Source organism: Amycolatopsis sp. WAC 04197, assembly GCF_003947475.1.
GTDB lineage: Bacteria > Actinomycetota > Actinomycetes > Mycobacteriales > Pseudonocardiaceae > Amycolatopsis > Amycolatopsis japonica.
Window position 1 is genome coordinate 18027 of record NZ_QHJK01000003.1, and the last position, 25096, is coordinate 43122.

At 66.6% G+C, this 25096-nt stretch carries 24 protein-coding genes; 11 read left to right on the plus strand and 13 right to left on the minus strand.

Annotated features, from left to right (window positions below):
• The first annotated feature begins 15 nt into the window (after positions 1–15).
• Positions 16–3750 carry a glycoside hydrolase family 2 TIM barrel-domain containing protein gene (locus DMC64_RS13145; protein WP_125733726.1) on the plus strand — a complete coding sequence of 1245 codons (3735 nt, stop codon included), beginning with the start codon at positions 16–18 and terminating at the stop codon, positions 3748–3750.
• A gap of 81 nt (positions 3751–3831) precedes the next feature.
• Here the strand turns inward: DMC64_RS13145 and DMC64_RS13150 are convergent, their stop codons facing one another.
• Positions 3832–4467 (minus strand): hypothetical protein, encoded by a 636-nt coding sequence (locus DMC64_RS13150; RefSeq protein ID WP_233629640.1) that lies wholly within the window; start codon positions 4465–4467, stop codon positions 3832–3834.
• A gap of 169 nt (positions 4468–4636) precedes the next feature.
• On the opposite strand from DMC64_RS13150, the gene DMC64_RS13155 reads away from it, so the two are divergent.
• Entirely contained in the window at positions 4637–5041 is a 405-nt protein-coding gene (locus DMC64_RS13155; RefSeq protein ID WP_037338675.1) for a hypothetical protein, read from the plus strand.
• Here the strand turns inward: DMC64_RS13155 and DMC64_RS13160 are convergent.
• Positions 5019–5432: a hypothetical protein gene (locus DMC64_RS13160; protein WP_125733727.1), complete on the minus strand. Its 414-nt coding sequence runs from the start codon at positions 5430–5432 to the stop codon at positions 5019–5021. The genes DMC64_RS13155 and DMC64_RS13160 overlap by 23 nt on opposite strands.
• A 60-nt stretch (positions 5433–5492) precedes the next feature.
• Positions 5493–6227, minus strand: coding sequence for a serine/threonine protein kinase (locus tag DMC64_RS13165; RefSeq protein ID WP_125733728.1), 735 nt, complete (start codon positions 6225–6227; stop codon positions 5493–5495).
• Positions 6228–6342: 115 nt separating this feature from the next.
• Here DMC64_RS13165 and DMC64_RS13170 point away from each other — a divergent pair, with 115 nt between their 5' ends.
• Entirely contained in the window at positions 6343–7686 is a 1344-nt protein-coding gene (locus DMC64_RS13170; protein WP_125734256.1) for an MFS transporter, read from the plus strand.
• Between the two features lie 121 nt (positions 7687–7807).
• Positions 7808–9061, plus strand: a complete 1254-nt coding sequence (locus DMC64_RS13175; protein ID WP_125733729.1) for an HNH endonuclease signature motif containing protein — start codon at positions 7808–7810, stop codon at positions 9059–9061.
• 248 nt (positions 9062–9309) lie between these two features.
• Here DMC64_RS13175 and DMC64_RS13180 read toward each other — a convergent pair whose 3' ends face one another.
• The 7 genes from DMC64_RS13180 to DMC64_RS13210 all read right to left on the minus strand — a co-directional run bounded on the left by DMC64_RS13180 (position 9310) and on the right by DMC64_RS13210 (position 15940).
• On the minus strand, positions 9310–9540 hold the full coding sequence (locus DMC64_RS13180) for a hypothetical protein (RefSeq protein WP_370323877.1): 231 nt from the start codon (positions 9538–9540) through the stop codon (positions 9310–9312).
• An 80-nt stretch (positions 9541–9620) separates the two neighbouring features.
• Complete coding sequence (locus tag DMC64_RS13185) at positions 9621–10388, minus strand: HpcH/HpaI aldolase/citrate lyase family protein (RefSeq protein WP_125733730.1); 768 nt, start codon at positions 10386–10388, stop codon at positions 9621–9623.
• Positions 10373–11158, minus strand: a complete 786-nt coding sequence (hpaH, locus tag DMC64_RS13190; RefSeq protein ID WP_125695198.1) for a 2-oxo-hept-4-ene-1,7-dioate hydratase — start codon at positions 11156–11158, stop codon at positions 10373–10375. Before hpaH ends, DMC64_RS13185 begins: the two co-directional genes overlap by 16 nt.
• A gap of 10 nt (positions 11159–11168) precedes the next feature.
• Positions 11169–12263: a 3,4-dihydroxyphenylacetate 2,3-dioxygenase gene (gene hpaD / locus DMC64_RS13195; RefSeq protein WP_125733731.1), complete on the minus strand. Its 1095-nt coding sequence runs from the start codon at positions 12261–12263 to the stop codon at positions 11169–11171.
• 32 nt (positions 12264–12295) lie between these two features.
• On the minus strand, positions 12296–13801 hold the full coding sequence (hpaE, locus tag DMC64_RS13200) for a 5-carboxymethyl-2-hydroxymuconate semialdehyde dehydrogenase (RefSeq protein WP_125733732.1): 1506 nt from the start codon (positions 13799–13801) through the stop codon (positions 12296–12298).
• 13 nt (positions 13802–13814) lie between these two features.
• Positions 13815–14486 (minus strand): GntR family transcriptional regulator, encoded by a 672-nt coding sequence (locus DMC64_RS13205; RefSeq protein ID WP_037338657.1) that lies wholly within the window; start codon positions 14484–14486, stop codon positions 13815–13817.
• The gene (locus DMC64_RS13210; RefSeq protein WP_125733733.1) at positions 14468–15940 is read right to left on the minus strand and encodes a fumarylacetoacetate hydrolase family protein; all 1473 of its coding nucleotides are present in this window, start codon (positions 15938–15940) and stop codon (positions 14468–14470) included. Before DMC64_RS13210 ends, DMC64_RS13205 begins: the two co-directional genes overlap by 19 nt.
• Before the next feature lie 92 nt (positions 15941–16032).
• On the opposite strand from DMC64_RS13210, the gene DMC64_RS13215 reads away from it, so the two are divergent.
• Positions 16033–17406, plus strand: a complete 1374-nt coding sequence (locus tag DMC64_RS13215; RefSeq protein WP_125733734.1) for an MFS transporter — start codon at positions 16033–16035, stop codon at positions 17404–17406.
• Between the two features lie 18 nt (positions 17407–17424).
• Here the strand turns inward: DMC64_RS13215 and DMC64_RS13220 are convergent, their stop codons facing one another.
• Positions 17425–18114, minus strand: coding sequence for an IclR family transcriptional regulator (locus tag DMC64_RS13220; protein ID WP_125733735.1), 690 nt, complete (start codon positions 18112–18114; stop codon positions 17425–17427).
• Between the two features lie 60 nt (positions 18115–18174).
• Here DMC64_RS13220 and DMC64_RS13225 point away from each other — a divergent pair, with 60 nt between their 5' ends.
• From DMC64_RS13225 to DMC64_RS13245, 6 genes are all read left to right on the plus strand, one after another.
• Positions 18175–18708, plus strand: coding sequence for a flavin reductase family protein (locus tag DMC64_RS13225; protein ID WP_037338641.1), 534 nt, complete (start codon positions 18175–18177; stop codon positions 18706–18708).
• Positions 18709–18738: 30 nt separating this feature from the next.
• The gene (gene hpaB / locus DMC64_RS13230) at positions 18739–20199 is read left to right on the plus strand and encodes a 4-hydroxyphenylacetate 3-monooxygenase, oxygenase component (protein ID WP_125733736.1); all 1461 of its coding nucleotides are present in this window, start codon (positions 18739–18741) and stop codon (positions 20197–20199) included.
• A 288-nt stretch (positions 20200–20487) separates the two neighbouring features.
• Complete coding sequence (locus DMC64_RS13235; protein ID WP_125733737.1) at positions 20488–21189, plus strand: hypothetical protein; 702 nt, start codon at positions 20488–20490, stop codon at positions 21187–21189.
• Positions 21182–22237, plus strand: coding sequence for a thiamine-phosphate kinase (thiL, locus tag DMC64_RS13240; RefSeq protein ID WP_233629642.1), 1056 nt, complete (start codon positions 21182–21184; stop codon positions 22235–22237). The genes DMC64_RS13235 and thiL overlap by 8 nt, the downstream gene beginning before the upstream one ends.
• Entirely contained in the window at positions 22234–23001 is a 768-nt protein-coding gene (locus tag DMC64_RS42675) for a hypothetical protein (RefSeq protein WP_158634213.1), read from the plus strand. The genes thiL and DMC64_RS42675 overlap by 4 nt, the downstream gene beginning before the upstream one ends.
• A complete protein-coding gene (locus DMC64_RS13245; RefSeq protein WP_158634214.1) occupies positions 22992–23657 on the plus strand; it encodes a class I SAM-dependent methyltransferase in 666 nt (221 codons plus the stop codon). The genes DMC64_RS42675 and DMC64_RS13245 overlap by 10 nt, the downstream gene beginning before the upstream one ends.
• Here DMC64_RS13245 and DMC64_RS13250 read toward each other — a convergent pair.
• Together DMC64_RS13250 and cmk are read right to left on the minus strand one after the other, a co-directional pair.
• On the minus strand, positions 23619–24056 hold the full coding sequence (locus tag DMC64_RS13250; protein WP_125733740.1) for an HIT family protein: 438 nt from the start codon (positions 24054–24056) through the stop codon (positions 23619–23621). The two genes, DMC64_RS13245 and DMC64_RS13250, sit on opposite strands and share 39 nt — an antisense overlap.
• A 90-nt stretch (positions 24057–24146) precedes the next feature.
• Entirely contained in the window at positions 24147–24842 is a 696-nt protein-coding gene (cmk, locus tag DMC64_RS13255) for a (d)CMP kinase (protein WP_125733741.1), read from the minus strand.
• Positions 24843–25096: the final 254 nt, after the last annotated feature.

Here is a 25096-nt window from a genome sequence, read left to right on the forward strand (position 1 = left end):
GGGAGGTTGAACGCAGTGCTGCGAACACGCCCCATCGTCCTGGTCCTGGCGATGCTCGCCGGGACCCTCGTCGCGACCGGCTCTCCGGCGGCCGCCGACGTCCAGTCCTATCTCGACGATCCACGAAAAGTCTCCGAAGGCCAGGAGCCACCGCACGCCCACCTTCGTCCGTACGCGGACGTTTCCGCCGCGGCCCGCCGCGACGAACGCAGCCCCTACGCGATGTCGCTCGACGGCAAATGGCGGATCGCCATGGCGGACAACCCCTCGCAGGTGCCGAAGGGATTCCACGACGACGGATACGACGCGTCGGGCTGGCGCGAGGTGTCCGTGCCGCACACCTGGCAGACGGACGGTCTGGACCACCCGATCTTCCGTAACATCGCCACCGAGATCCAGCCCGACGACCCGCCGCGCGTTCCCCGTGACGTGAACCCGACCGGTGCCTACGTCCGCGACTTCACCCTGCCCGTCCAGTGGTCGGAACGCGAGACCTTCCTGCGCTTCGAGGGGGTCACGTCGGCGTACTTCGTCTGGGTGAACGGGACGTACATCGGCTACGACCAGGGCGGCTACACGCCGGCGGAGTTCGACATCTCGTCCGCGCTGCGGCCGGGCCCGAACCGGATCGCCGTGCAGGTGCACCGCTGGAGTGCCGGCGCCTACCTGGAGGACGTCGACCAGTGGCGGTACTCGGGCATCTTCCGCTCGGTGAACCTGTATTCGACACCGGGCACGTTCATCCAGGACGTCGGGCTGACGACCGACCTCGACGCGACCTACACCGACGCCACCCTCAAGGCCTCGGTCGAGGTCGCCACCAAACCCGGTGGAACCGCGGGCAAGCACCGCGTCGGGCTCAGCCTGCGTGACGTGGCGGGCAAGGAGGTCGGGACCACGAGCGGGGAGGTCGACGCGGGCGGCAAGACCGCGTTGAGCCTGCCCGTCCGCAACCCGGCGAAGTGGACCGACGAGACGCCGAACCTGTACACGGCCGTCCTCACGCTGACCGCGCCCGACGGCCGCGTCACACACATCACTAGTGAGACGACCGGGTTCCGCGAGATCGAGATCCGCGACAAGCAACTGCTGGTCAACGGGAAACGGGTGCTGTTCAAGGGCGTCAACCGCGCCGAGACCGACCCAGACCACGGCAGGCACGTGCCCCGGCGCGCGCAGGAACGCGACGTCGCGCTGATGAAACAGCTCAACGTCAACGCGGTCCGTACCTCGCACTACCCGTCGGATCCCTATTTCTACGAACTGGCCGACCGGCACGGGCTCTGGATCGACGACGAGATCGACATCGAGACCCACAACCACGAGAACTGCGCCAGGTACTGCCAGGCGAACGACCCGGCCTGGCGGGACGCGTTCTTCGACCGCATGATCGGCATGGTCGAACGGGACAAGAACCACCCGAGCGTCTTCCTGTGGGACACCGGTAACGAGGCCGGCCTCGGCGCGCACCACTTCGCGCTGGCGGAATGGCTGGACGCGAACGAGCCGACCCGGCCCATCTACCATCAGTCGAACAGCCCGGACGGCGACGCGCCGTTCGCCGACGTCTGGGGGCCGCGGTATCCGTCGCCGGAGAAGTTCGCCGAGCAGGCGAAGAACACCACCAAACCGCTGATCTTCGGCGAGTACGCGCACGCGATGGGCAACAGTCTCGGCAACTTCCGCGAGTTCTGGGACACCATCCGGGCGAATCCGCAGACCCAGGGCGGGTTCATCTGGGACTGGGCGGAGCAGAACATCCGGCAGCCGATCCGGCTCACGCCCGATTCGTCGGGCAACGCCATCTCCGCGCATCTCAGTGGAAAGCCGGAACTGGTCGAAGGTCATCGTGGCAAGGCGCTGGCGTTGTCGGGCCTCGACGACTTCGTCGAGGTCTACCGCGACCGGGAACTCGACATCACCGGGAAGGCGCTCACGCTCGACGCCTGGGTGAAACCGGGGAAGTGGACCGGTGACTTCCGCATCCTCGGCAAGGGCGACCACCAGTACGCGCTGAAGATGAAGACGGAGGACACGCTGGAGTTCTTCATCCACAGTGGAACGTGGCAGGCGGTGCAGGCGAAGGTGCCCGCCGACTTCTACGGGAACTGGCACCGGGTGAGCGGTACGTACGATGGCACTGCCCTGCGGCTGTACCTCGACGGCAAGGAGATCGGGAGCAAACCGTTCACCGGCGCGATCGACTCGTCCTCGGCGGAGGTCAACATCGGCCGCGACTTCGAGACATCGTGGAACGACCCGTCGACCATCGGCTGGATGGGCCGCGGAGCCGTCGACGACGTCCGCATCTACGACACGCCGTTGTCCGCCACGGAGTTGTCCGGCGCGGCTCCCGCGGACGGGGCCGTGCTGGCGCTGGACTTCGACAGTGTCACGGAGCGGGGGAGTCACCTGTCGTACGGCTCCAGTCTGTCCGGTGTGGACGGTCTGATCGGCTCGGACCGTTCGGTGCAGCCGGAAACCGCGCAGATGGCCTGGGCGCATCAGCCGCTGCGCTTCGCCTACTCGGGCGGCACGGTCTCGGTGACCAACGAGCGGCAGTTCAAGGGCACCGACGAGCTGAACCTGCGGTGGCGGATCCAGGAAGGCTCTCGTGTGGTTGCGCGGGGAGAGCAGCCGTTGCGGGTCGGCCCCGGGTCGACCGGAAAGGTCGCCGTTCCGGTGCCGCCGAACCCCGCGGACCGAGAACGGTTCCTCACCGTCGAAGCGGTGACGACCCAGGGCGAGCCGATGCCGGCGCGAGGACATGTCCTGGCGCACGACCAGTTCTCCCTGGGAGGGAAGCGGGTTCCGGGCCTGGACAGGACGCCGCTCGACGGGAAATCCGTCGGAGTCGTCGAGGACGCTGCTTCGGTGACGGCGTCGGCCGCCGGCGTCACGTACCGGGTCGACAAGGCCAGCGGCACGCTGACGTCGATCCGGTACCAGGGCAAAGAACTGCTGAGCGGCGGGCCGAAGCTCGATGCGTGGCGGGCACCGATCAGCAACGAGACCTTCGCCTGGGGCCGGGCCGAGGGCGAAGACTGGCGCAAGGCCGGGCTCGACCGGCTGAAGACCACGGTCACCGGCGTCCGGATCGAGAAGGACGGCTCGCGCGGTGTTCGGGTGATCGTCGACAGCCGGGTCGTGGCGCCGGACGTCGCCGGGGCGTGGTTCGACCAGACGATGACTTACGCCGTCGACCGGACCGGGACACTGAGCCTGGGCAATCGGGTGGTTCCGCAGGGGAGTGTGCGCACTCTGCCGTATCTGCCGAGGATCGGGGTCTCATTGGCGGTGCCGGACCGATATGACCGGTTCGCCTGGTATGGACGGAAAGCCGAGAGCTACGTCGACCGCAAGGACGGGACGCCGATCGGCGTGCAGTCGAGCACCGTGGACGAACAGTACGTCGAGTACCACCGGCCGCAGGACCACGGCAACCACACCGACAGCCGGTGGGCGCTGCTCACCGACGGCCGCACCGGTGGCCTGCTGGTCGGAGGCGCGAACGACGTCAGCGTGACGCCGTTCGACGATCTCGACCGGGCGGCGTACCCGTTCCAGTTGCAGCGCAACAAGGGCTGGTTCACGCTCCACGCCAGTCACGCGGTGACCGGGGTCGGGGACACGCCCAACCCGGTGGGGGAACGCAGCCAGGTCCAGCCGGACAGCACGTACGAGTACACGCTGTCGTTGCGTCCGTTGACGTCGCAGGAGGCACGGGCGGGGCTGCCGACCGGCGGCTGACTCGGCGGGCCTCGTAAATGGGTGGTGAAGGCCTCCTTGCCTACTCTGAAGGTAGGGAAGGAGGCCTTCACGGCTGCCCGGCTAGCGGAACAACTTGTAATTGAGGACGATGTAGCCGGAATTCGCGGCGATCTTGACATCGTTCACGCTGAGCCATCCGACCGTTCCCTGGGATGTCCTCAGACAATGTTGACCACCGGCGAATATCACCTCGGGTCCGGGGACCGGTCCCTTTCCCTCCGAAACGATCTTCGGGCACTGCGTCGCGGCTTCCTGCTCGGTTCCGTAGTAATAGAACAGGCCTGATCGATTGGAGGACAGATTGCTTCCGTCGAAGTGTAGGTCCATGTCGCCATTGGGGCCTGTCGCGGATGCCGCGGTGGCGCCGGGCTTGTCGAGGTCGACCGCCGTATCCGCGTCGAGTTTCACCTGCTCTGGGACGGCTTCGGCGGGTTTATTCTCCTTTTGCTGTGTGCCAGTGGCACTCTGCGACGACGGCGTGGACGGCGTACTCCGGTCGTCGGCGCCTTTCGCCGGCTGCGCACTGGTGTTGATGAGTGCCACGAGCACCGCGCTCACCAGGCCCACCACCGCGGTTATGAGGGCCGCCAGAATTACTCCACGTCGGCTGACAAATGCCGCGGTCACCGCCGGATCCGAAGTTTTGACATTTCCCGGCCGGTTGGTTTTCTTCCGGTCGCGATCATTGTTCGTCAAGTGGTCTCCCCTGCCAAAAGATGCTGAAGGAGGCTACAACAAGATCAAGGACCAACCGGTGTCGAGACACGTACGGGCGGCCGCTGTCCGGGTGATGTCCGACATGGGTCGGACTCTTCGTCCTTGCAGCCGCTAGTCTTGATCTTCGACTGCGAGGGAGACTGAATTCATGGCGGAATGGGCCGATCTGGTCGCGTTCGTACGACACGAATATCGGGTGGTGAAGGACGAACCGGACGAAATTCGCATCCGGTTGTCCTACGGTGACGACGACTACGAAGAGCGGGCCCAAACCGTGGTCATCGCGCGGGAGATCTTCGACCGTCGCGAGGACTGGGTGCAGATCGCGACGCCGTTCGCCCGGGTCGACGAGGTCGACCTGGCGACCGTGCTGACCGAGATCGGCAACACCATCGTCGTCGGGGGATTGGTGGTCATGGGAGAGCATCTGGTGCTGCGCCATTCCCTGCCGCTGGTGAATCTCGACATCAACGAGTTCACCGACCCGCTCGAACTCGTCGCGGGTTCGGCGGAGCTGCTGGAGCAGCAGTTCACCGGACGCGACGACTACTGATCCCCGGGATCTCCTCGAAGGAGGTCACGCGTTCGCATTCCTCTTCGGAGAGCTTGTCGATGGCTGCCCGGTACGCCTGCGCTTGAGCCGTACCGGGCAGCTGTCCGCCGAGGAGAAGCGGAAGCCCGAGCTCGAAACCGCAACGGGCCCGTGTCCCGTGGCGGTGCCGGGCGCGGGCGACCGCGGTGGCGACGCGGAGCCCGTGCTCGGTGCCCGGCGGCGTCGCGGGACGGTCGGTTTCGATGGCCGCGAACCGGAATCCGTCGGCCTGGTCGCATTTGTCGCAGCCGACGGGCCCCGAGCCGAGGCTGCTGCCGCAGTCGGCGCAAGTCAGCCTGTCGTAGGCGGCGTCGACCACCCGCCACTCGAACAGGGAAGTGTCGACGACCACCGATTCGGCGAGGTCGGTTTCCTCCGCGGTCCCAGCGGAAGAGCGGTCATGGACAGAATTCTATTTCGCGCGGATAAGGGTGTCCGCGTCGATGCAGAGGCGACCGTCGTGCGGGACGACCGTCAGCTCATGCGTTTCGGTGGGGGAAGGACGGCCATCGCGATAGTGCAGGGTGATCCGGACCCGGACGGTGGTCGCGGAGGTGGCCGACGCGCTGTGCAAGTCCACCGCGCTGATCCTGCCCCAATGGGCTTCGTAATCGCTCTGGCCGCGGCGCTGGAGGTTCGGGCCGATCAACGGCCAGCCGGCCCGGGTGTCGGGCATCAGGCGGTAATAGGCGGTGACGAACTGGGCGATGTCCTCGTTCGTCGCGGGCTGGGGCACGGTGGACGTCGTACTGGTCGTGGTGCTGGTCGCCGGGCTCGGGGCGATCACGGCGGGAATCGGTGTCCCGGCCGTCTGGAAGGACCCCGCGAAATGGACGCCCACGAAAATGGCCGCCAGCAAGGAACCCGAGACCCCGAGGATCAGGAACACCAGCCAGGCGTTGACCTGTGAGTGCCGCACGTTGTAGACGTTCGTCGTTCCGGTGGTGCTCGGACTGTCGCCGTCGCGGCGGACGAGTACCTGCGAGATACCGCTGATCAGCCCGGTCGCGAGGGTGAACGCGACCACCAGGCCCCAGGCCAGGAAGTTGGTCTTGAGGTCGGTCGCGAAATTGATCGCGGTGCCGAGGGCGGCCGCGATGCAGGCGCCGAGCAAGGACCAGAACCATGTCGAACCCGCCCGGTTCAAGATCTTCTCCTCTGCCGAAGCCGTCGGCTTACAACTCGCGAGGCGGCGAGGCCTTGTTACGACGGGCGCCATCCGTGGCCCTATCGTGATCGGCTTAGGCGGTTTGGGGGAGCGAATGACATCTTCGCGCTGGGGTGGCCTCGCGGCTCTGCTGGCGGGATTCTTCGTGCTCCTGCTGGACACGACGATCGTCGCCGTGGCGAGCCCGAGCATCCAATCCGACCTCGGCGGGGATGTCGCCGCGTTGTTCTGGGTGACGGCGGGCTACCTGCTCGCGTTCTCGGTTCCGTTGCTGGTGGCCGGCAGGCTCGGCGATCTCATCGACCCCAAGCGGGTCTACCTCTTCGGCATGGGAGGCTTCGCCGTCGCCTCCGCGCTGTGCGGGATCGCGCCGTCGATCGGCTGGCTCATCGCCTTCCGGATCCTGCAAGGCCTGGCCGCGGCCGCGATGTCGCCTCAACCGCTCACGCTGATCCGTCGGCTCTTCGGCGACGATGAGCGAGGTCGCGCTTTCGGTATCTGGGGCTCGGTGGCGGCGGCCGCCACCCTGCTCGGTCCGGTGCTGGGCGGACTGCTGACCGTGAGCTTGGATTGGCGCTGGATCTTCTGGATGAACGTGCCGCTCTGCGCCGTGGCCGTCGTCATGGGTGTTCGCCTGATTCCGGGAAGCGGGGGAGGCGCCGCCCGTTTCGACCTGCTCGGCGCCGCACTGAGTACGGCTGGCCTGAGCCTTCTCGTCTGGGCGCTGCTGTCGTGGAGCCCGCTCTCGCTGCCTGCCGCCGCCCTCGCCGTCGTGCTTTTGGTTGGTTTTTGGTTCCAAGAACGCAGACAGGGCGCGGACGCGCTCGCGCCTTTGCGCCTCTATCGTTCGTCCGGGTACTTGTCCGCGAGCCTCGCGATGGCGTCGCTCGGCGCGACCGTGCTCGCGATGGCGCTTCCCGCAATGCTGTACATCCAGGAAATGCGAGGCTTCGGCCCGATCGAGGCGGCGCTGGTCCTCGCGCCGGACGCCGTCGTCGCGATCCTGCTGTCACCACCGGCCGGGCGCTGGGTCGACCGGGTGGGCGGGCGCCGACCGGCGATCCTCGGCATGAGCCTGCTCGCGACGAGCCTGCTGTTCATCGGACTGGTGGTGGTGCTGAACCTGAATCCGTGGTGGATCTCCGTGGGCGCCGCGCTGCTCGGTGCCGCCAACGCGATGGCGTGGTCGCCCCTTTCCGCCATCGCTATGGCGTCCGTCGACTCGGAGGCCGCGGGTGGCGCTTCGGGTCTGTTCAACACGGTGCGGCAGGTGGGGGCGGTGGGCGGGGTCGCGGTGACCGGGGCGATTCTCGCGGGGTTGGATTCTCGGCCGGGGTTGGGTTTTGGTGTTGTCTTCGGGTTCGTGGGGGTTGTTGCTGTGGGTGGGGTTGTGGCGGCGTTTCGGTTGCCGAGGGTTGTGCGGGTCGAGGTTGGTTGATTCGGTTTCCGTCGGGTTTTGCAAGCGGCTTAACAAAATCACTCTTCAGTGTTGTTTGCGCGTTTTGTTGGTTGCTTAAAATTACGAACACAAGTTCGATTTCTTCGGGTATTATGGAGCTGTGTCCGAGACCTTCCTCCCCGAACTGCCGCAAGAACTGTGGCGCGCCGGCAAGCTGGAGCTTGCCCATGGCGTGCAGCAGTCGTTGCAGGTGATCCGGATAGCGACCGCCTGTCTGGGGCGGTTCCTGGCGGAGATCGAGTCTCGGGGCGTCAAAGACTTGTACGGGCATGGGAGTACGGCGAGCTGGTTCGCCGAAATCGCGGGACTATCACGCGGCGAAGCGGGCCCGATCGTCAAGCGGGCCATCGCGTTGAATCCCACCCGGGCTCTGGATGGCACGGAGGTTCCGCCTGTCGCTCCCGCCACTGCCGCGGTGGCGGCTCAGGGATTGGTCGGGGATGAGCGGATTGATCAGATCCTGGAGATCTTGAAGAACCTTCCCGCCGAGATTTCGGCCGAGGAGCGGGCCGGTGCGGAGCAGATCCTCGCTGACCTTGCCCCGACCGCCGGACCTCGGCAGCTCGCCAAGGCTGAGGCGAACCTGCAGGGCTTGCTCAACCCTGACGGCAAGGAACCCAAGGACCCCGAGCCGAAGGAACCTCGCCGTGAGATCACCCTGGAACGCCGTAAGGACGGGTTCTGGAAACTCACCGGCCTCCTCGATGACGAGACCGGTGCCCGGACCGCCGCCGCGCTGGAGGCGTACGCCCAGCCACGGCCGGTGGACGAGTTCGGGCAGGCGGATCTGCGGATGAAGTGCGAGCGCCTGGGAGACGCGTGGGCCGAGCTGCTCGACTTGGCGATCGCCTGCCCCGACCAGCCCGGCACCAGCGGTTACCGGACTTTGGTGCATGTCACCATCGGACTTGAGGAACTCAAATCCGGCCTCGGCACCGCGTGCCTGGACTTCGTGGGGACGATGACTGCTCGGGAAGCCCGGCTAGCCGCCTGTGACTGCCTGATGTTGCCGGTCGTGATGGGTTCCTCGGGTGAGCCGCTGGATATGGGGAGGCTGAGACGGTTCGTCACCCCCGGGCAGCGGCGTGCGTTGAATATCCGGGACGGTGGTTGCGCGTTCCCAGGATGTCATCGGAAACCCAAGAATTGCCACGCTCACCACATTCACCACTGGGCAGACGGCGGACCAACCGACCTCCGAAATCTCGTGTTGCTCTGCGGGTTTCATCATCGGCTGATTCACCACGGTGACTGGGAAGTACGGATGGCGGCCGATGGGTTACCGGAGTTCATCCCACCCCAGTATCGAGATCCGCTTCGAAAACCCCGGCGCAACACCCTGCATCACGTCTGACCACCGAGGAGCCCGCCAGCCACCGAGGCGACGGGCCCCTCGGCATGCCCGCAGTCGGTGACCGTGTGGATTTTGGGACATCTGACGTCCAAAACGCACACAGTCCATCGCCACGGCGGCGAAGACCTCCAGCTTCAGGAAGAACTACCACCACGCGACCGACTTCGTCTTCCCGGGCCGTCATCGAGTGGCTGCCAAGCCCGAGCAGGCCCTTGAGCGAGTTCAGCCTCGAATGCGCGGACGAATGTTCAGAACCCGAGACCCATTTCGCAGTTCCAGCCACCGTCAGGTTGCTGGTGTTCCGAGAACCACGAGGTGAGTGGGGCGACGTTGGCGCCGAGCCACAGGCCGTTCGCGAGGGTCCACACGTTGATGCAGCAGCCGACCTCGCCACCCCCGGTACGGGGGAGATCGTCGTACTCCCACCGGCTGTTCTCAGCGATGAGTTCGGCGGTCCCCCGCAGCGCGCCGGCGTCCATACCCCATTCCCGCAAACGCGCCGCCGCACACTCGGGGCCTGGTGGGCGAGTCGAGCAGCCACGGCAGCATGCCCAAGACCTTAGGCCTGATGCCGCCGCGCGAGCGCCTCCGAACCTTGGGTCAGCAGCGTGACGTCGGCGCCGACCAGGACGAACGACGCGCCAGCGTCGAGGTAGCGCTGAGCCTGCGCAGGGTCGAACGCGTTGACACCGACCGGCTTTCCCCGAGCAAGAACGGCCTCGAAGGTGCGCAAGACGGCCGCGGTGACATCGGGGTGCGTCTGCTTTCCGAGCAGGCCCATCGAGGCGGCCAGATCGGACGGTCCGACGAACACCCCGTCGACGCCGTCGACCGCGGCGATCTCGGCGGCCGCCGCGACCCCCGCCGTCGACTCGATCTGGACGAACAGCGACGTGAACTCCTCGGCCTTCGCGAGGTAGTCCTCGACCCGGTTCCAGCGCGCGGACCGGGAGAGGGCGCTGCCGACACCGCGCACGCCTCGCGGCGGATAGCGGACGGCCCGCACCACGGCTTCCGCCTCCTCGGCGCTGTCGACCATGGGCACCAACAGGTTCTGGGCGCCCAGGTCGAGCAGCTGCTTCAGCGCGACCGCGTCGCCGGACGGAGCGCGCACCACCGGCGTGATCGGATACGCGGCGATCGTCTGCAGCAACGACTGCACGGTCTCCAGTCCGGCGGGGGAGTGCTCGGTGTCGACGAGCAGCCAGTCGAGCCCGGAACCCGCGCAGATCTCGGCGACGACCGGACTGCCCGACGTGACCCACATCCCGATCCGCGGCCGCTCGCCCAGCCGATCCCGGAACGGTGGATCTAGACGAAGCGGCATGTGATCGCCCCCAGATCCCGGTAGTCGGCGGTCACGGTGTCCCCGGGGTGCACCCACATCGGCCGCGTGAAGGACCCGGCCAGCACGATGTCGCCCGGATCGAGCTTGTCACCGTGTTGAGCGAGTTTGTTCGCCAGCCAGGCGACACCGTTCGCGGGGTGGTTCAGCACTGCGGCGGCGACACCGGACTCCTCGATGGTCTCGTTGCGGTACAGCAGCGCCGAAACCCACCGCAGATCGACGGCGTCCACGGCGACCGGGTTGCCGCCGTAGACCATGCCGCCCATGGCCGCGTTGTCGCTGATCGTGTCCACGATGGTCCGGCCCGCCATCTCGATGCGCGACGACAGGATCTCCAGCGCGGGCACCACGTACTCGGTCGCTCGCAGCACGTCGAACACCGTGGTGTCCGGTCCGGCGAGGGAATCACGGAGCACGAAGGCCAGCTCGACCTCGATCCGCACGTTCGAGAACCGGCTGTGTTCGATCACGGAACCGTTCTCGAACACCATGTCCGCGAAGATGGCGCCGTAGTCGGGTTCGGTGATCCCGGTCGCGGCCTGCATGACCTTCGACGTCAGCCCGATCTTGCGGCCGACCGGACGACGACCCGCCGCGATGCCCCGCCGCCGCCATTCGTTCTGCACGGCGTACGAGTCCTCGACGGTCATGTCCGGATAGCGCGCCGTCAGCAGCGGGATCGTCTCCCGCGCCTCCTCCGCGGCCGCCAGTTCGTCGGCGATCGCGGTGATCGTTTCCTGTTCGAGCATGTTCCCCGCCTCAGAGCTGGTTGCCGAGTTTGTACTCGCCCTGTTTCCACGCCGGCAGTTCGCCTTCGTCGTCACCCTTTCGCGTGTACGAGAAGCCGTCGGCGCCGATGGTGACCTCCAGCTCGCTGTCATCGGTCCGCGCGACGACCGGCTGCGGCTTGCCGTCGAGGTCGAGCACCAGCGAGGCGTCGGTGTACCAGGACGGGACCACCGGCGTGCCCCACCAGTCGCGGCGCTGGTTGTCGTGCACGTCCCAGGTGACGACCGGGTTGTCCGGGTCGCCGGTGTAGTAGTCCTGCGTGTAGATCTCGACGCGGTGCCCGTCGGGGTCGCGAAGGTACAGGTAGAACGCGTTCGACACGCCGTGCCTGCCCGGTCCGCGTTCGATGTGGTCCGACATCCGCAGCGAACCGAGTTTGTCGCAAATGGACAGGATGTTGTGCTTCTCGTGCGTGGCGAAGGCGACGTGGTGCATGCGCGGCCCGTCGCCGCCGGTCATCGCGGTGTCGTGCACGGTGGGCTTGCGGCGCATCCAGGCCGCGTAGGTCGTGCCCTGGTCGTCCTGGATGTCTTCGGTGACCCGGAAGTTGAGGTCTTCCATATGCTTCACCGCGAGCGGGACGTCCGGCGTGACCTGGTTGAAGTGGTCGAGCCGCACCAGCGCACCCGGCAGGTGCAGGTCGTAGCGCCAGCCGAGGCGCTCCACGTGCTGGACGTCGTGGAAGAACTCGATGGGGAAGCCGAGCGGATCCTGCACCCGCACCGAGTCGCCGATGCCCTTGGTGTAGCCGTCCGCGCGGCGTTCGACCCGGCAGCCCAGTTCCGTGTAGAACGCGACTGCCTTGTCCAGGTCCTCGGGCGACCGCACCCGGTACGAGAAGGCCGCGACCGCCGCGACCGGTCCCTCGCGCAGCACGAGGTTGTGGTGGATGAACTCGTCGATCGTGCGGAGACTGATCGTCGTCTCGTCCTCTTCGGTCACCGTCAGGCCGAGCACGTCGGCGTAGAACGCGCGCGAGCGCGCCAGATCGGTGACGACGAGTTCCATGTACGCGCAGCGCAGGACGTCCGGCGGCGGCGATTTCGGGGTGGGGATCGGCTTCATTGCGTCATCCTTTGTGGACAGTGGAGGTGGGCTCAGCCCTTGCCGAAGGCGGGGTTGTGCACCTCGCCGAGATTGATGTGCACCGCCTGCTGGTCGGTGTAGAAGTCGATCGAGCGGTAGCCGCCCTCGTGCCCCAGCCCGGACGCCTTCACCCCGCCGAAGGGCGTGCGCAGATCGCGGACGTTGTTGGAGTTGAGCCACACCATGCCCGCCTCGACGGACTGCGCGAAGTTGTGCGCCCGCTTGAGGTCGTTGGTCCAGACGTAGGCCGCGAGCCCGTACTTCGTGTTGTTCGCGAGTTCGAGCGCCTCTTCCTCGCTGTCGAACGGCGTGATCGCGACGACCGGGCCGAAGATCTCCTCCTGGAAGATCCGGGCGTCCGGTTTGACGTCGGCGAACACCGTCGGCGCCACGTAGTTCCCGGTCGGGAAGCCGTCCGGACGGCCGCCGCCGGCGACCAGCCTGCCCTCGGTCTTGCCGATCTCGATGTACTTCATGACCTTGTCGTAGTGCTCGGGGTGCACCAGGGCGCCGACCTCGGTCTTGGGGTCGCTCGGGTCGCCGACCACGACGCGTTTGGCCTGCGCGGCGTAGCGCTCGGCGAACTCGTCGTAGATCGCGCGCTCGACCAGTATGCGGCTGCCCGCGGTGCAGCGTTCGCCGTTGAGCGAGAACACGCCGAAGATCGTCGCGTCGATCGCGGTCTCCAGATCGGCGTCGGCGAAGACGATGGCGGGCGACTTGCCGCCCAGTTCCATCGACAGACCTTTGAGGAACGGCGCCGCGTTGCCGAAGATCAGGCTGCCGGTGCCGCTTTCGCCGGTGAACGAGATCAGCGGGACGTCCGGATGCTTCACCAGCGCGTCGCCGGCGTCCTCACCGAAGCCGTTGACGAGGTTGAAAACCCCCGCCGGCAGTCCGGCCTCCTCGAAGATCTCCGCCCACAGCGACGCGGAAAGCGGCGTGAACTCCGCGGGCTTGAGCACGACGGTGTTACCGGTCGCCAGCGCGGGCGCGAGTTTCCACGACTCCAGCATGAACGGCGTGTTCCACGGCGTGATCAGCCCGGCGACACCGATCGGCTTGCGGTTGACGTAGTTCACCTGGCGGCCAGGCACCTTGTAGGTGTCGTCGGCCTGCGCGACGATCAGATCGGCGAAGAACCGGAAGTTCTCCGCGGCCCGCCGTGCCTGGCCCAGCGCCTGCGAAATCGGCAAGCCGGAGTCGAAACTCTCCAAGGCCGCGAGCCGCTTGTCCCGCGACTCGACGAGATCGGCGATGCGGTTGAGCACCCGCGAGCGCTCACGCGGCAGCAGCTTCGGCCAGGGGCCCTCGGTGAACGCCTTCCGCGCGGCGGCGACGGCGCGGTCGATGTCTGCCTTCTTGCCCGCGGCGGCCTGGACGTAGACCTCGTTGGTGACGGGGTCGATCACGTCGAAGACCGCGCCGTCGGCCGAATCGACGAGTTCGCCGCCGATGTAGTGCCGGATCCGCTCCGGGACACCGTCCGGGATCGGCCGGGGAGTCGTGCTGGTCAAGATTCCTCCTCAGTCAGCGCTTGGCGCGCTCTCGAGCGTCCAAAAAGGCCTGCATGGTGGCCCAGCGGTGATTGCGCGCGGCGAATTCGATGTCGAGCGGGTCGGCTTTCGCGGAGATCAGCCGGAGGATCTCTTCGTGCTCCTCGACCGACCGGTGAGCGCGGTCGGGGACGAACGCGAACGTGGAGTCGCGCAGCCCGGACAGCCGGGTCCAGCCCTGGTGCACGAGGTCGAGGATCTGCGGGTTGGGGCAGCATTCGAAGAGCAGCGAGTGGAACTGCTGGTTCAGCGCGGTGAATTCGTGCGCGTCGAAATGGTCCAGCAGCGCGATCATGCGCTCGTTCACCCGCCGCGCCCGCGCGATGTTCTCTTCGGACAGCTGCGGCGCGGACAGCGCGGTGGCGACGCCTTCGACGACGCCGAGCGTCTGCATCGCGTGGACGTACTCGTTCTGGTCCACCATCGCCACACGCGCGCCGACGTTGCGTTCGAAGGTCACCAGCCGCTCGGCCTCCAGCCGCCGGATCGCCTCGCGCACCGGGACGACGCTCATGTCGAGCGCGCCGGCGATCTCGGCGAGCACCAGCCGGTAGCCGGGTCCGTACTCGTGCCGGGCGATCCGCTCACGCAGCCACTCGTAGGCGAGTTCGGATTTGCTGGTCGTCTTCACTGCTTCTTCTGCCATGCCTCATACCTTTCCCGCCACAACGGGTTCAGCGGGAAGAGCCCCTCGATCGGGCGGCCCTGTCCGACCTGCTCGGCGATCCAGGAGTCTTCGTCCTCCTGGACGAGCGCCGCGTCGGCGATCTCTTCGGCCAGCGACGGCGGGATGACCACCACGCCGTCGTCGTCGCCGACGATGATGTCCCCGGGCAGGACGGTCGCCCCGCCGCAGGCGACCGCGACGTCGGTGTCCCACGGCACGTGTTTGCGCCCGAGAACTGCCGGATGCGCGCCCTGGGAGAACACCGGCAGCCCGGTCGCGGCGACGGCTTCGAAGTCGCGGACCCCGCCGTCGGTGATCACGCCGGCGGCGCCGAGGTACCGCGCCCGCAATGCCAGGATGTCGCCGAGCGTGCCGGAACCCTTGTCACCGCGGGCTTCGATGACGATCACCTCGCCGGTGCCGACCGAGTCGAAGAGCCGCTTCTGGGCGTTGTAACCGCCACCGTGGGATTTGAAGAGGTCCTCGCGATTCGGGACGAAACGCAGGGTCCGTGCCGTGCCGACGACCTTCGACCCGGGCAGGTTGGGGCGCACACCGTCGATCGCGACGTTGTTCAGCCCTCGCTTGCGCAGCTGGGCGGACAAACCCGCGACGGGCGCGCGAAGGAGCTTGGCGCGTAGTTCCTCGCTGAGCGCGGGAGCGTCCTCCTCGACGGGTGTCTCGATGGGCGTGCCCCAGGCTTCGGCGCGCTGCTTGTCGTCGACCTCGGGCAGGCTGCCGATGTCCGAAAAGGCCCGGATGCCCTGGGAAACGGTGGTGTGGAGCCGTCCGCTGCTCAGCGAGGTGCCGGGAACGTCCACTTCGACCACGACGACGTCGCCGGGGGAGACCACGGTCGAGCCGGCGGGGGTGCCGGTGAGGATGATGTCGCCCGGTTCGAGCGTGAAGTGCTGGGAGAGATCGGAAACGAACTGCCGCAAGGGGAACAGCAGTCCGGCGGTGGTGTCCTCCTGCACCAGGTCGCCGTTCACCCAGGTGCGGACGCGCAGCGACGACGGGTCGACGTCGCGCGCGTCGATGAGGCCGGGGCCGAGCGGGGTGTAGCCGTCGCCGCCCTTGGACCGGACGTTGGAACCCTTGTCCGCGGCGCGCAGATCGTAGAGGCCGAAGTCGTTCGCGGCGGTCACCGCGGCGACGTGATCCCACGCCTGATCCGGTTTGACCCAGCGGGCCGTGGTGCCGATGACCAGCGCGATCTCGCCTTCGAAGGCCAGCAGTTCGGTGCCCGCCGGACGTTCGACCGTGCCGCCGGACGTGCCGATCGAGCTCGACGGCTTGAAGAAGTACGACGGGTTCGCCGGACGCCGTCCACGCTGCTCCGCGCGGGAGGCGTAGCTGAGATGGACGGCGATGATCTTGCCCGGCCGGGTCTCCAACGGACCGGACGGCGATGTTGCCTCGTAAGTGCCCATGTTCCCCTGAATCCTCGACCCTTGCTTCGTATCTAATAACGTATATGATTCCGTGCCACAGTGGCAAGGTGGCCGACGACAAAGGAGTCCACGTGTCGAACCCAGCCCAGGATGAACGCCTATCCGGCCGGACCGCCCCACCGTCCTCCGACCGGCGCCGGGTCGCCTTCGCGACCGTCGTCGGCACCACCGTCGAGTGGTACGACTTCTTCGTTTACGCGTCCGCGGCCGGTCTCGTCTTCGGCAAGCTGTTCTTCTCCGGCCTCGGGGCGAACAGCACGCTCGTTTCCTTCGCCACCGTGGGCGTGAGCTTCCTGTTCCGTCCGCTCGGCGCGTTCCTCGCCGGGCATTTCGGCGACAAGTACGGCCGTCGCGTGGTCCTGGTGCTCACCCTGATCCTGATGGGCGCCGCGACCACGCTGATCGGGGTGCTCCCGACGTTCGACCAGATCGGGGTCCTCGCGCCGGTACTGCTGATCCTGCTGCGGATCCTGCAGGGAATTTCGGCGGGCGGGGAGTGGGGTGGCGCCGTCCTGATGGCGGTCGAACACGCGCCGTCGAAGCGACGGGGGCTCTTCGGCGCCTCACCGCAGATCGGTGTCCCGCTCGGGCTGCTGCTGGCGTCCGGTGTGCTGGCGCTGACCAGCCTGCTCGTCCCCGGGCAGGCGTTCCTCGACTGGGGCTGGCGGATCCCGTTCCTGCTCAGCGTCGGGCTGATCCTGGTCGGTCACTACGTGCGGCGCCGGGTCGAGGAGAGCCCGGTCTTCCGCGAGATCGCCGAACGCCGTGAGCAGACCCGGACGCCGATCATCCAGCTGTTCCGCAAACACGCCGTGCTCGTCGTGGTGGCCGCGCTGGTGTTCGCGGGCAACAACGCGGTCGGCTACATGACCACCGGCGGCTACATCCAGAACTACGCGACCAACCCGAAGGGCCCGCTCGGGCTCGACCGCGGCCCGGTGCTCTGGGCGGTGACGGCGTCCGCGGCGACCTGGCTGATCTCGACGTGGGCGGCGGGCGCGGTCTCCGACCGCATCGGCAGGCGCCGCACCTACGTCGTCGGTTGGATCGCCCAGCTCGCCGGTATCGCGGTGCTGTTCCCCTTGGTGGACACCGGGAACATCGTGCTGCTGGCGCTGGGGTTGATCATCCTCAGCGTCGGGCTCGGGTTCACCTACGGTCAGCAGGCGGCGTTCTACGCGGAGCTGTTCCCCGCGTCGATCCGGTTCTCCGGCGTTTCGATCTCGTACGCGCTGGGCGCGATCCTCGGTGGCGCGTTCGCGCCGACGATCGCCACGGCACTGGTAGACGCGACCGGTACTTCGGTGTCCGTCGCCGTCTATCTGGGCGGGATGACCGTCGTCGGTCTCATCGCCACGTTGTTGCTGCGTGACCGGTCGGGGATCCCGCTTGGGCCCGACCATGAAGCCGAGCAGGCGGTCAGCCCGCTCCGTTTCGCCAAGTGATCCCGCCGTCCGTGACGCTCACCCGCCGAGAGCGTCACGGACGGCCTTCGCCGCCGCCTTGAGCCGCTCCGCGAGCTCGGCGGGGGTTCGCGTGCTGGACAGGTAGACGACCGCGAGCGCGGCCGGAGCGTGCCCGCGCAGGGGGAGCGGCACGGCCACCGAGCTGAGGTTCTCGATCACCTCGCCGTGGCTGTCCGCGTAGCCGCGGTCGACGACTTCCCGGACGTCAGCCGGCCGGTCTCCTTCCGGAAGCTGCGACAGGATCGCCCGCCCCGGGGCGCCCGCGGTGAACGGATGCCTGGACCCCGGGCGCTGCGCGACGGACGCGACGGCGTGCCGGGGTTCCACGCTGACCAGGGTCACGCATTCCTCGCGGTCCATCACCGCGACGAAACACGTCATGCCGAGTTCGTTCGCGACGGCGGTCAGCTCGGGCAGCGCCGCGGCCTGCAGATCGTGTTTGATCCCCGCCGCCAGCGCGGCCAACCGCGCGCCGAGTTCGTATTTCCCGGCGGGTTCCCGCGTGAGAAGCCCGTGCTCTTCCAGGGTGCGGATGAGCCGGTACGCGATCGATCGGTGGACCTCCAGCCGTTCGGCGATCCGGTCGACGCTGAGCGGTTCTTGGGCGTCGGCAAGCACTTCGAGGACGCGGATGCCGCGGCTGAGCGTCTGGGACGTGCTCGCGGTCTTGCGGGAGTCCGAAACCATCGTATACGATCCATTTCGATAGTTGAACTGGCTGTTCGATTATAGAACAGGAATCGGACGATGATGTCACGCAAAACCAGTTTTCCGCCGGGATCGAGCCTCTATCGCCCGCCCGCGCAGTTCTTCCGAGGCTGTCTTGGCCGGTTCGCGACGGGTGTCGCGGTGGTGACCTTCGACGCCGCGACGAAACGACACGGTCTGACGGTGAACTCCTTCACCGCGGTCTCGATGGATCCGCCGCTCGTCCTCGTTTCGATCCAGCGCACCGTGAAGAGCCACGACCTGCTCAAGGACCGCCCGTTCGCGGTCAACGTCCTCGGCGCCGAGCAGGAGGCGCTCGCGATGAACTTCGCCGGCCGTCCGACTCCGGAAGGCGCGCCGACGTGGGTCGAGGGCGGGCACGCGCCGAGGCTCGGCGGCGTCCTGAGCTGGTTCGACTGCACGCCGTGGGCCACCTACGACGGTGGTGACCACACCTTGTTCCTCGGTGAGGTGCGGGAGTTCGACTACCGCTCCGGTGACGCGCTCGGTTTCGTCGACGGGCGGTTCTCGACGATCCACGAATCCGCGCAAGGTCACGAATCCCTGTTCTGACAACGACGTCCACCCGAGAAGGAGCACGACATGGGAGCCCGTACCGGACAGCAGTACCTCGACAAGCTCAACGCGATGACACCGGAGCTGTACGTCGACGGCGAGAAGGTGACCGCCAAGGTCGCCGAGCATCCGGCGTTCCGCAACAACGCGCTGACCTACGCGAAGCTGTTCGACCTCCAGCACGATCCGGCGCACCGTGACGTCCTGACCTACGAATCGCCGACCACGGGGGAGCGGGTCGGCATGTCGTTCCTGGTGCCGCGCAGCGAGGAAGACCTCAAGCGCCGCCGTGCCGCCTTCTCCGTCTGGGCCGAATACTCCAACGGCTTCCTGGGCCGCACCGGCGACTACATGAACTCGTCGCTCACCGCCCTCTCGACGGCGAAGAAGTTCTTCTCCCAGGCCGATCCCGTCTACGGCGAGCGCATCGAGAAGTACTACGAGATGGCGCGCGAGAACGACTTGCTCGCGACGCACACGTTGATCCCGCCGCAGGTCAACCGATCGGTTTCGGGCAGCCAGCAGGGTGGCGGGAACTTGTCGGCGAAGGTGGTGGAGGAACGGGAGGACGGCATCGTCGTCCGCGGTGCCCGGATGCTCGCCACGATCGCGCCGATCGCCGACGAACTCCTGGTCTTCCCCTCGACCGTCCTGCGCGGAACCCCCGAGGACGCCCCGTATTCCTACGCTTTCGCCGTCCCGAACGACGCGCCGGGGCTGAAGTACTTCTGCCGCGCCGGGCTCGACCACGGCCGCTCGACCTTCGACGAACCGCTCGCCTCCCGGTTCGAGGAGATGGACGCGGTCGTGGTGTTCGACGACGTCTTCGTCCCGAACGAGCGGGTCTTCCTGCTGGGGCATCCGGAACTGTGCAACGCCTGGTACTCCGAGACCGGCGCCGGCGCGCTCATGACCCACCAGGTCGTCACGCGCACGCTGGCCAAGACGGAGTTCTACCTCGGACTCGCCAGTGAGATCGCCGCCGCGATCGGCATCGGCGGCTTCCAGCACATCCAGCAGGACCTCTCGGAGCTGATCTCCTACGTCGAGATCGAGAAGGCCGTGCTGCGCGCGGCGGAGGCCGACGGGAAGCTCAGCGAGGACGGCGTCTTCCTGCCCAAGTGGGAAGTCCTGAACGCCGCCCGGAACTGGTACCCCACGAAGGTCTCGCCGCGGCTGACCGAGATCATCCGCAAATTCTCCGCGTCCGGCCTCATGGCGCTGCCGGGCGAGGCGGACTTCGAAGCGGAGGGGCGTCCCGACATCGACACCTACCTCCAGTCGGCCACCCTGCCTGCCAAGGACCGCGCGCGGCTGTTCAAGCTGGCCTTCGACGCGTCGGTCTCGAGCTTCGCCGGACGGGAATCGCTGTACGAGTACTTCTTCTTCGGTGACCCGGTGCGGATGGCCGGAGCGCAGGTGAACGCGTACCCGAGGGAGGCGCTGCAGGAACGGGTCCGGGAACTCTTGGCACGAGAAGGCCGGTGAGTGCGGATTTCGCCGAAATCGCCGTGAATTCGAACGGATAGCGACAGTCGGAAAGCGTCCGTCATCCATCGGGTGACGGACGCTTTTTCACGTCGTGCGGCGGACGAGTATGTATCGACCATGATGTGTCCTGCTTTTGTCCAAATTCCCGTCATCACGAATCCGTGAGCCGGTTACGACGTTCGAGTTAATCTCCGCATCGACCATTCAAGTCCGCCATGACCGTGCGCAAAAATCCAGGTGCTCTGCTCGGCGAAGGTCAGGACGAAGCGAGGCGGCGGGGGAGACATGATCGAAACCATGCAGTGCGCGGGCGCGGACTTCTGCGAAGAGCTTTCGGGTTCGGATGACACTTCCTTCGCCCGTTTCTACGAGGGCGACCCACCGTCCCGGCTAATACATTCAACAGAAAACTTGACGCTGCTGGCCGATATGTCGCCGCTCGTGCTCGGACATCTCCTGCTCCTGCCGTCGAACCACCACTTGTCGTTCGCGCAAGTGCTTTCCCGTCACCAGGACGAGGTATGCGGCCTCGTCGACGACTTCATGCCGCTGTACCGGGAGACCTTCGGCGAGCCGCTGATCCTCGAACACGGGTCGAGCGCCGGGCAGGAGAGCCACGCGTGTATCACGCACGCGCATCTGCACTTTCTCCCCGTCGACGGTGACGCCGTGGACGATCTCCTGATCGGAGACGGCCTGTTCCATCGGGATCTGGATTCACTCGGGGAACTCGCGCTCGCCCCGTGGCCGTCTTCCGCCTATTTTCTTCGCGTGTACCGGGAGAAAGTCCGGGTATACCTGCCGACCGGCGCGCAGAAAAGGCAGTATCTCCGCTCGATCGTCGGTGCCGTGCTGGCGATCGAGGATCCGGAATGGGACTACGCGGTGGTGATGCGGAAAAGGGATCTTCGCGAGACCCTGCGAATGGTGGATTACTGGCCTGGGAAACTTCGTGGCGACGATCTGGAGCTGTCCTGTGGTGAGTGAGAAATTCTCGGACGAACCGACGAGACTGGCCACGACGATCGTGCCGTTGTTCGCCGGGCAGGCGCGCGAGTTCGTCCCGGTTTCGTCCCCGGACGGCGGCCGGGTGGAACTGACCGCGGGTGCCGACGCCCAAGACGACTGCGCGGTGTTCCGGCTGGCCGGGCAGCACGACCTCGTGGTGGGGACCGATTACGTCCGCGGCCCCAAGTTCAGGCTCTACGAGATGGGACACCTGGACGAATACGATCTGGGGTACTACTTGGTCGCCGCGAATCTGAGCGACATCGCGGCGATGGGCGCGAAGCCGATCGGGCTGCTTTCCGTCGTGCGGTATCCGGCCGAAATGGACGACGCGCTGTTCGGTCTCGTCATGCGCGGCATCCGGGATGCGTGTGCCGCGTTCGGCTGCCTCAACGTGGGCGGCGACATCGGCGGCGCGGAACGCCTGATCCTCTCGGCGTCGGCTCTGGGGGTGTGCCCGGCGGGCCGGGCGCTGCTGCGGTCCGGCGCGAAACCCGGCGACGTCGTCTGCCTCACGGCGCCGACCGGACCCGCAGGAGCGGCGATGGCGTACCTGCGTTCCGGTGTCCCGGACCTGGTCATCGACAGCCTGGTGCCGTCGCTGCTTTCCGCATGGAAGCGACCGGTGGCCAGAGTGGACGAGGGACTCGCGCTCGGCGCCAGCGGGATGGTCACGAGCTGTCTGGACACCTCGGACGGACTGAAGGCCGCTTTGCTGAGCATCGCCGAGTCGAGCGGGGTCGGGATCGACGTCGACGAGCGGTCCATCCCCGTGCCCAAGGCGGTGGCAGCGGTGGCCGCTCACGTGGGTGTCGAGCCGTTGAGCCTGGTCATGGGCGACTCGGTCGACTTCGAACTCGTCTTCACCGTGCCGTCAGCCAGGGTGGACGACCTCGCCGAAGCGGTGAGCTTCCACCGGATCGGTGTCGTCACCGAGCGGCCCGAGGTCGTCTTGACCGGATGCGACGGCGAACGGTCGGACCTGCCGGGCGAGGCATGGCGGCACCAGCGTGACGGAAAGGCATGAGCCGGAAGGCGGCCAAGTTCGCGGACAAGGCGATTCTGCTGTCGGCGACGCTCTTCCTGGCAGGCAAGGCGTACAACGTACCGGCGAAGGCATTCTGGGACGACCTTCTGAACGACCGCTCGTACCTGCTGCTGGTCGCTCTCGTCACAGCCGGGATTTTCGGCGCCTTCGCACCGTTCGAAAGCTGGCAACGACGGGCCTTCGTGGACCGGAACGTCATGATGCGCAGGCGCGTGCTGTCCACGTTCGGCAGATTGCTCGAGATCAGCGCGAAGATCGATCCTCCACTCGACACCGGCGATCTGGCACTCCACGTGTGGCGGAAGACGCGCACGCTGAGGCATCCGATCCACGGTGTGCTGAAACGACTTTCCTCCTATCGGATGTCATCCTTTCCGGCGACGCGGAGTTTCGCGCCGGTGCGGGGCATCGGCGCGGTGGGACTCTGCTGGCAGCACGATCGTGAAGTGACATTCGACGTCGCACCGTTGGCGGCCAGCCTCACCGACGAGGCGAAGTTCGACGACCACGTGACACGCTTCGGTGCGGAATCGGTGATGAACCTGACATGGGAGGCGTTCCAGGCTCTCAAGCATCGGACCGCGCTGTTCGTGACGCCGATCAGAAGCGGGCGCAACAAGTTCGTCGGCTGTGTGAGCGTCGACGCCGGCCGCGGCTACGAGGTGCTCGACCGGAGGGAACTGCTGGAGGAGATGACCAATCTCGGGATGGCCATCGGTCGCGAGGACTTCGAATGCACCTGAACGACACGAACCTGCGCGGCTTGGTGTCGAGTACTCGACGAGCCTACGACGAGTGTGCCGAGGTGTACGTCCGGTCCACCGGCACGCTCGACCTGTTTCCCGGCCTCGACCAAGAACTGGACCGATTCTTCGACGCCCTGCCCGGAAGCTCGGTGCTGGACCTCGGCTGCGGTGGGGGCCGGGACGCCGAATACCTGATAGGACGCGGCGCGACCGTGGTGGCGGCCGACCTCAGCAAGGAGTTGCTCCGGTACACCCGATGTCGTTGTGCGGTGGCCGGCACGGTGCTCTGCGATCTCATGGCCTTACCGCTGGCCGCTGGACTGTTCGACGGCGTCTGGGCTTGTGCCAGCGTCGTGCATTTGCCGAGCTCGACGCATCCGCACGTCTTCTCCGAAATCCATCGCGTGCTCGCGCCCGGCGGTGTCACGGCGATCAGCCTCAAGGAAGGGAACGGCGAAGGATGGGCGCGAAGCATCCGAATGCCGTCTCCGAGATGGTTTTCGTTGCGCAGTCCCGAAGCCGTGATGGAGGAATTGGCCGCCGTCGGGTTCGTCTCGGCCCAGGTGTGGCCGAGCGGACGCGGCAGCTGGTTCGTCGTGGAGGCGAGGAAAGGGCTATCGGCCGAGCCATTCGTCGGGATTGGTCCCCGGTAGTACGTGACGGATACCGCCTCGCGGATCCGCCACATCGCCCTCGTACCGTGGGATCAGGTGGATGTGCAGGTGGTCGATCGTCCGGCCCGCCGCTTGCCCTTCGTTCACGCCGATGGTGTAGCCATCCGGCTGGAACTGGTCCTGGATCCGGCGCCATGCCCGCTTGATCAGCGCGTAGACTTCGGCGTGCTCGCTCGCCGTGAGCGAGAAGTAGGACTCGACGTGTCTTTTCGGGACGACCTCGACATGCCCCTTGGCGGCCGGGAAGTTGTCCCACCGCACATAGATCTCGTTTCCGGTGAACAGTACGTCATTCACCGAGGCGTCATCGAAATGACAAAAGAGGCAATCGGTGTTCTCCGGTTCGGCTTCGTTTTCCTTCGCCATCGCCGGTCTCATAACCGATACTCCTCGTCATTGATCGATCACCTGAAGTCATACCCATGGTCAACTTAGCTTCGTCGCAGACAAAGCAGAAGCGTACTCGCACTAACGGTTGATCTCTAAGCCTCTGTCGCGACACGCCGAGGTCATCAGCCTTAGTACCTGCTCGACGGTGAGCTCGGTGGTGTCGATTCTGATGGCGTCCTCGGCGGGGACCAACGGCGACGTCGTCCGGGACATATCGGCCTCGTCGCGGCGGATCACGTCGTCGAGAACGTGTTCGTAGGACGCCGCCCGCTCTTGCCGTACTCGCCGCATCGCCCGCACTTCGGGTTTGGCGGTCAAGTAGAACTTCACGGTCGCGGCCGGAAAGATGGTGGTGCCGATGTCCCGGCCTTCGATGACGCATCGTGGCTGTGCGCCGGCCCAAAGCCTGATGAGGCTGGTCACCCGCTGGCGGACCTCGGCGATTTTGGCGACGGCGGAAACGGCCACGTTGACCCGGGTCGCGCGCAGTTTGTCCTGGGCGTAGCGGTCGGAGGTCAGCAGGCTCTCGGAGCGGCTCGCCGTGATCAATTCGTCGCAGAGTCCGATGACTTTCGTGGCGTTTTCGACGGGAATGCGACGTTGCAGGGCCTCGAAAGCGATGATGCGATAAGTCCTTCCGCTTTCGAGATAGCGTAGATCGAACGATTTCGACAGCGCCAGACAGGTGGTGGTCTTGCCCGCCGCCGCCGGGCCGTCCACCGCCACGACGGTGCCGAGACCTTGTTCGGGCATGGTTTTCCCTTGCTGGTGCACGATGGGTGAAGCCGGACTGTGGGGAACAGGGCGCAGACGCTACCACGGGGGAAGCGTGCCGTGGACGGCCGTGCGAGTGGCCCTGTAGCTGCGAAGACTTCGAGAATCATTCCCTGGCAAGGGTTTGCGTCACTCGGAGGGAGGTGAGCGCGGCCGCTTCGGCAACGCTCCGGCGCGGCCTCTCACTCGACCAGGGTATCGCGGGTGCACCGGTTTGTGTTTGGAGTACGCGGAAAACCTGCTGTGGTGGTGGA

Excerpts from the sequence above, each read along its gene's own strand:
- DMC64_RS13155 (WP_037338675.1), top strand. The coding sequence starts at position 4,637 with ATGGCGGAATGGGCCGATCTGGTCGCGTTCGTACGACACGAATATCGG.
- DMC64_RS13170 (WP_125734256.1), top strand. The coding sequence starts at position 6,343 with ATGACATCTTCGCGCTGGGGTGGCCTCGCGGCTCTGCTGGCGGGATTC.
- DMC64_RS13180 (WP_370323877.1), bottom strand. The coding sequence starts at position 9,540 with ATGGACGCCGGCGCGCTGCGGGGGACCGCCGAACTCATCGCTGAGAAC.
- DMC64_RS13185 (WP_125733730.1), bottom strand. The coding sequence starts at position 10,388 with ATGCCGCTTCGTCTAGATCCACCGTTCCGGGATCGGCTGGGCGAGCGG.
- hpaH (WP_125695198.1), bottom strand. The coding sequence starts at position 11,158 with ATGCTCGAACAGGAAACGATCACCGCGATCGCCGACGAACTGGCGGCC.
- hpaD (WP_125733731.1), bottom strand. The coding sequence starts at position 12,263 with ATGAAGCCGATCCCCACCCCGAAATCGCCGCCGCCGGACGTCCTGCGC.
- DMC64_RS13205 (WP_037338657.1), bottom strand. The coding sequence starts at position 14,486 with ATGGCAGAAGAAGCAGTGAAGACGACCAGCAAATCCGAACTCGCCTAC.
- DMC64_RS13210 (WP_125733733.1), bottom strand. The coding sequence starts at position 15,940 with ATGGGCACTTACGAGGCAACATCGCCGTCCGGTCCGTTGGAGACCCGG.
- DMC64_RS13220 (WP_125733735.1), bottom strand. The coding sequence starts at position 18,114 with ATGGTTTCGGACTCCCGCAAGACCGCGAGCACGTCCCAGACGCTCAGC.
- DMC64_RS13225 (WP_037338641.1), top strand. The coding sequence starts at position 18,175 with ATGATGTCACGCAAAACCAGTTTTCCGCCGGGATCGAGCCTCTATCGC.
- hpaB (WP_125733736.1), top strand. The coding sequence starts at position 18,739 with ATGGGAGCCCGTACCGGACAGCAGTACCTCGACAAGCTCAACGCGATG.
- DMC64_RS13235 (WP_125733737.1), top strand. The coding sequence starts at position 20,488 with ATGATCGAAACCATGCAGTGCGCGGGCGCGGACTTCTGCGAAGAGCTT.
- DMC64_RS42675 (WP_158634213.1), top strand. The coding sequence starts at position 22,234 with ATGAGCCGGAAGGCGGCCAAGTTCGCGGACAAGGCGATTCTGCTGTCG.
- DMC64_RS13245 (WP_158634214.1), top strand. The coding sequence starts at position 22,992 with ATGCACCTGAACGACACGAACCTGCGCGGCTTGGTGTCGAGTACTCGA.
- DMC64_RS13250 (WP_125733740.1), bottom strand. The coding sequence starts at position 24,056 with ATGAGACCGGCGATGGCGAAGGAAAACGAAGCCGAACCGGAGAACACC.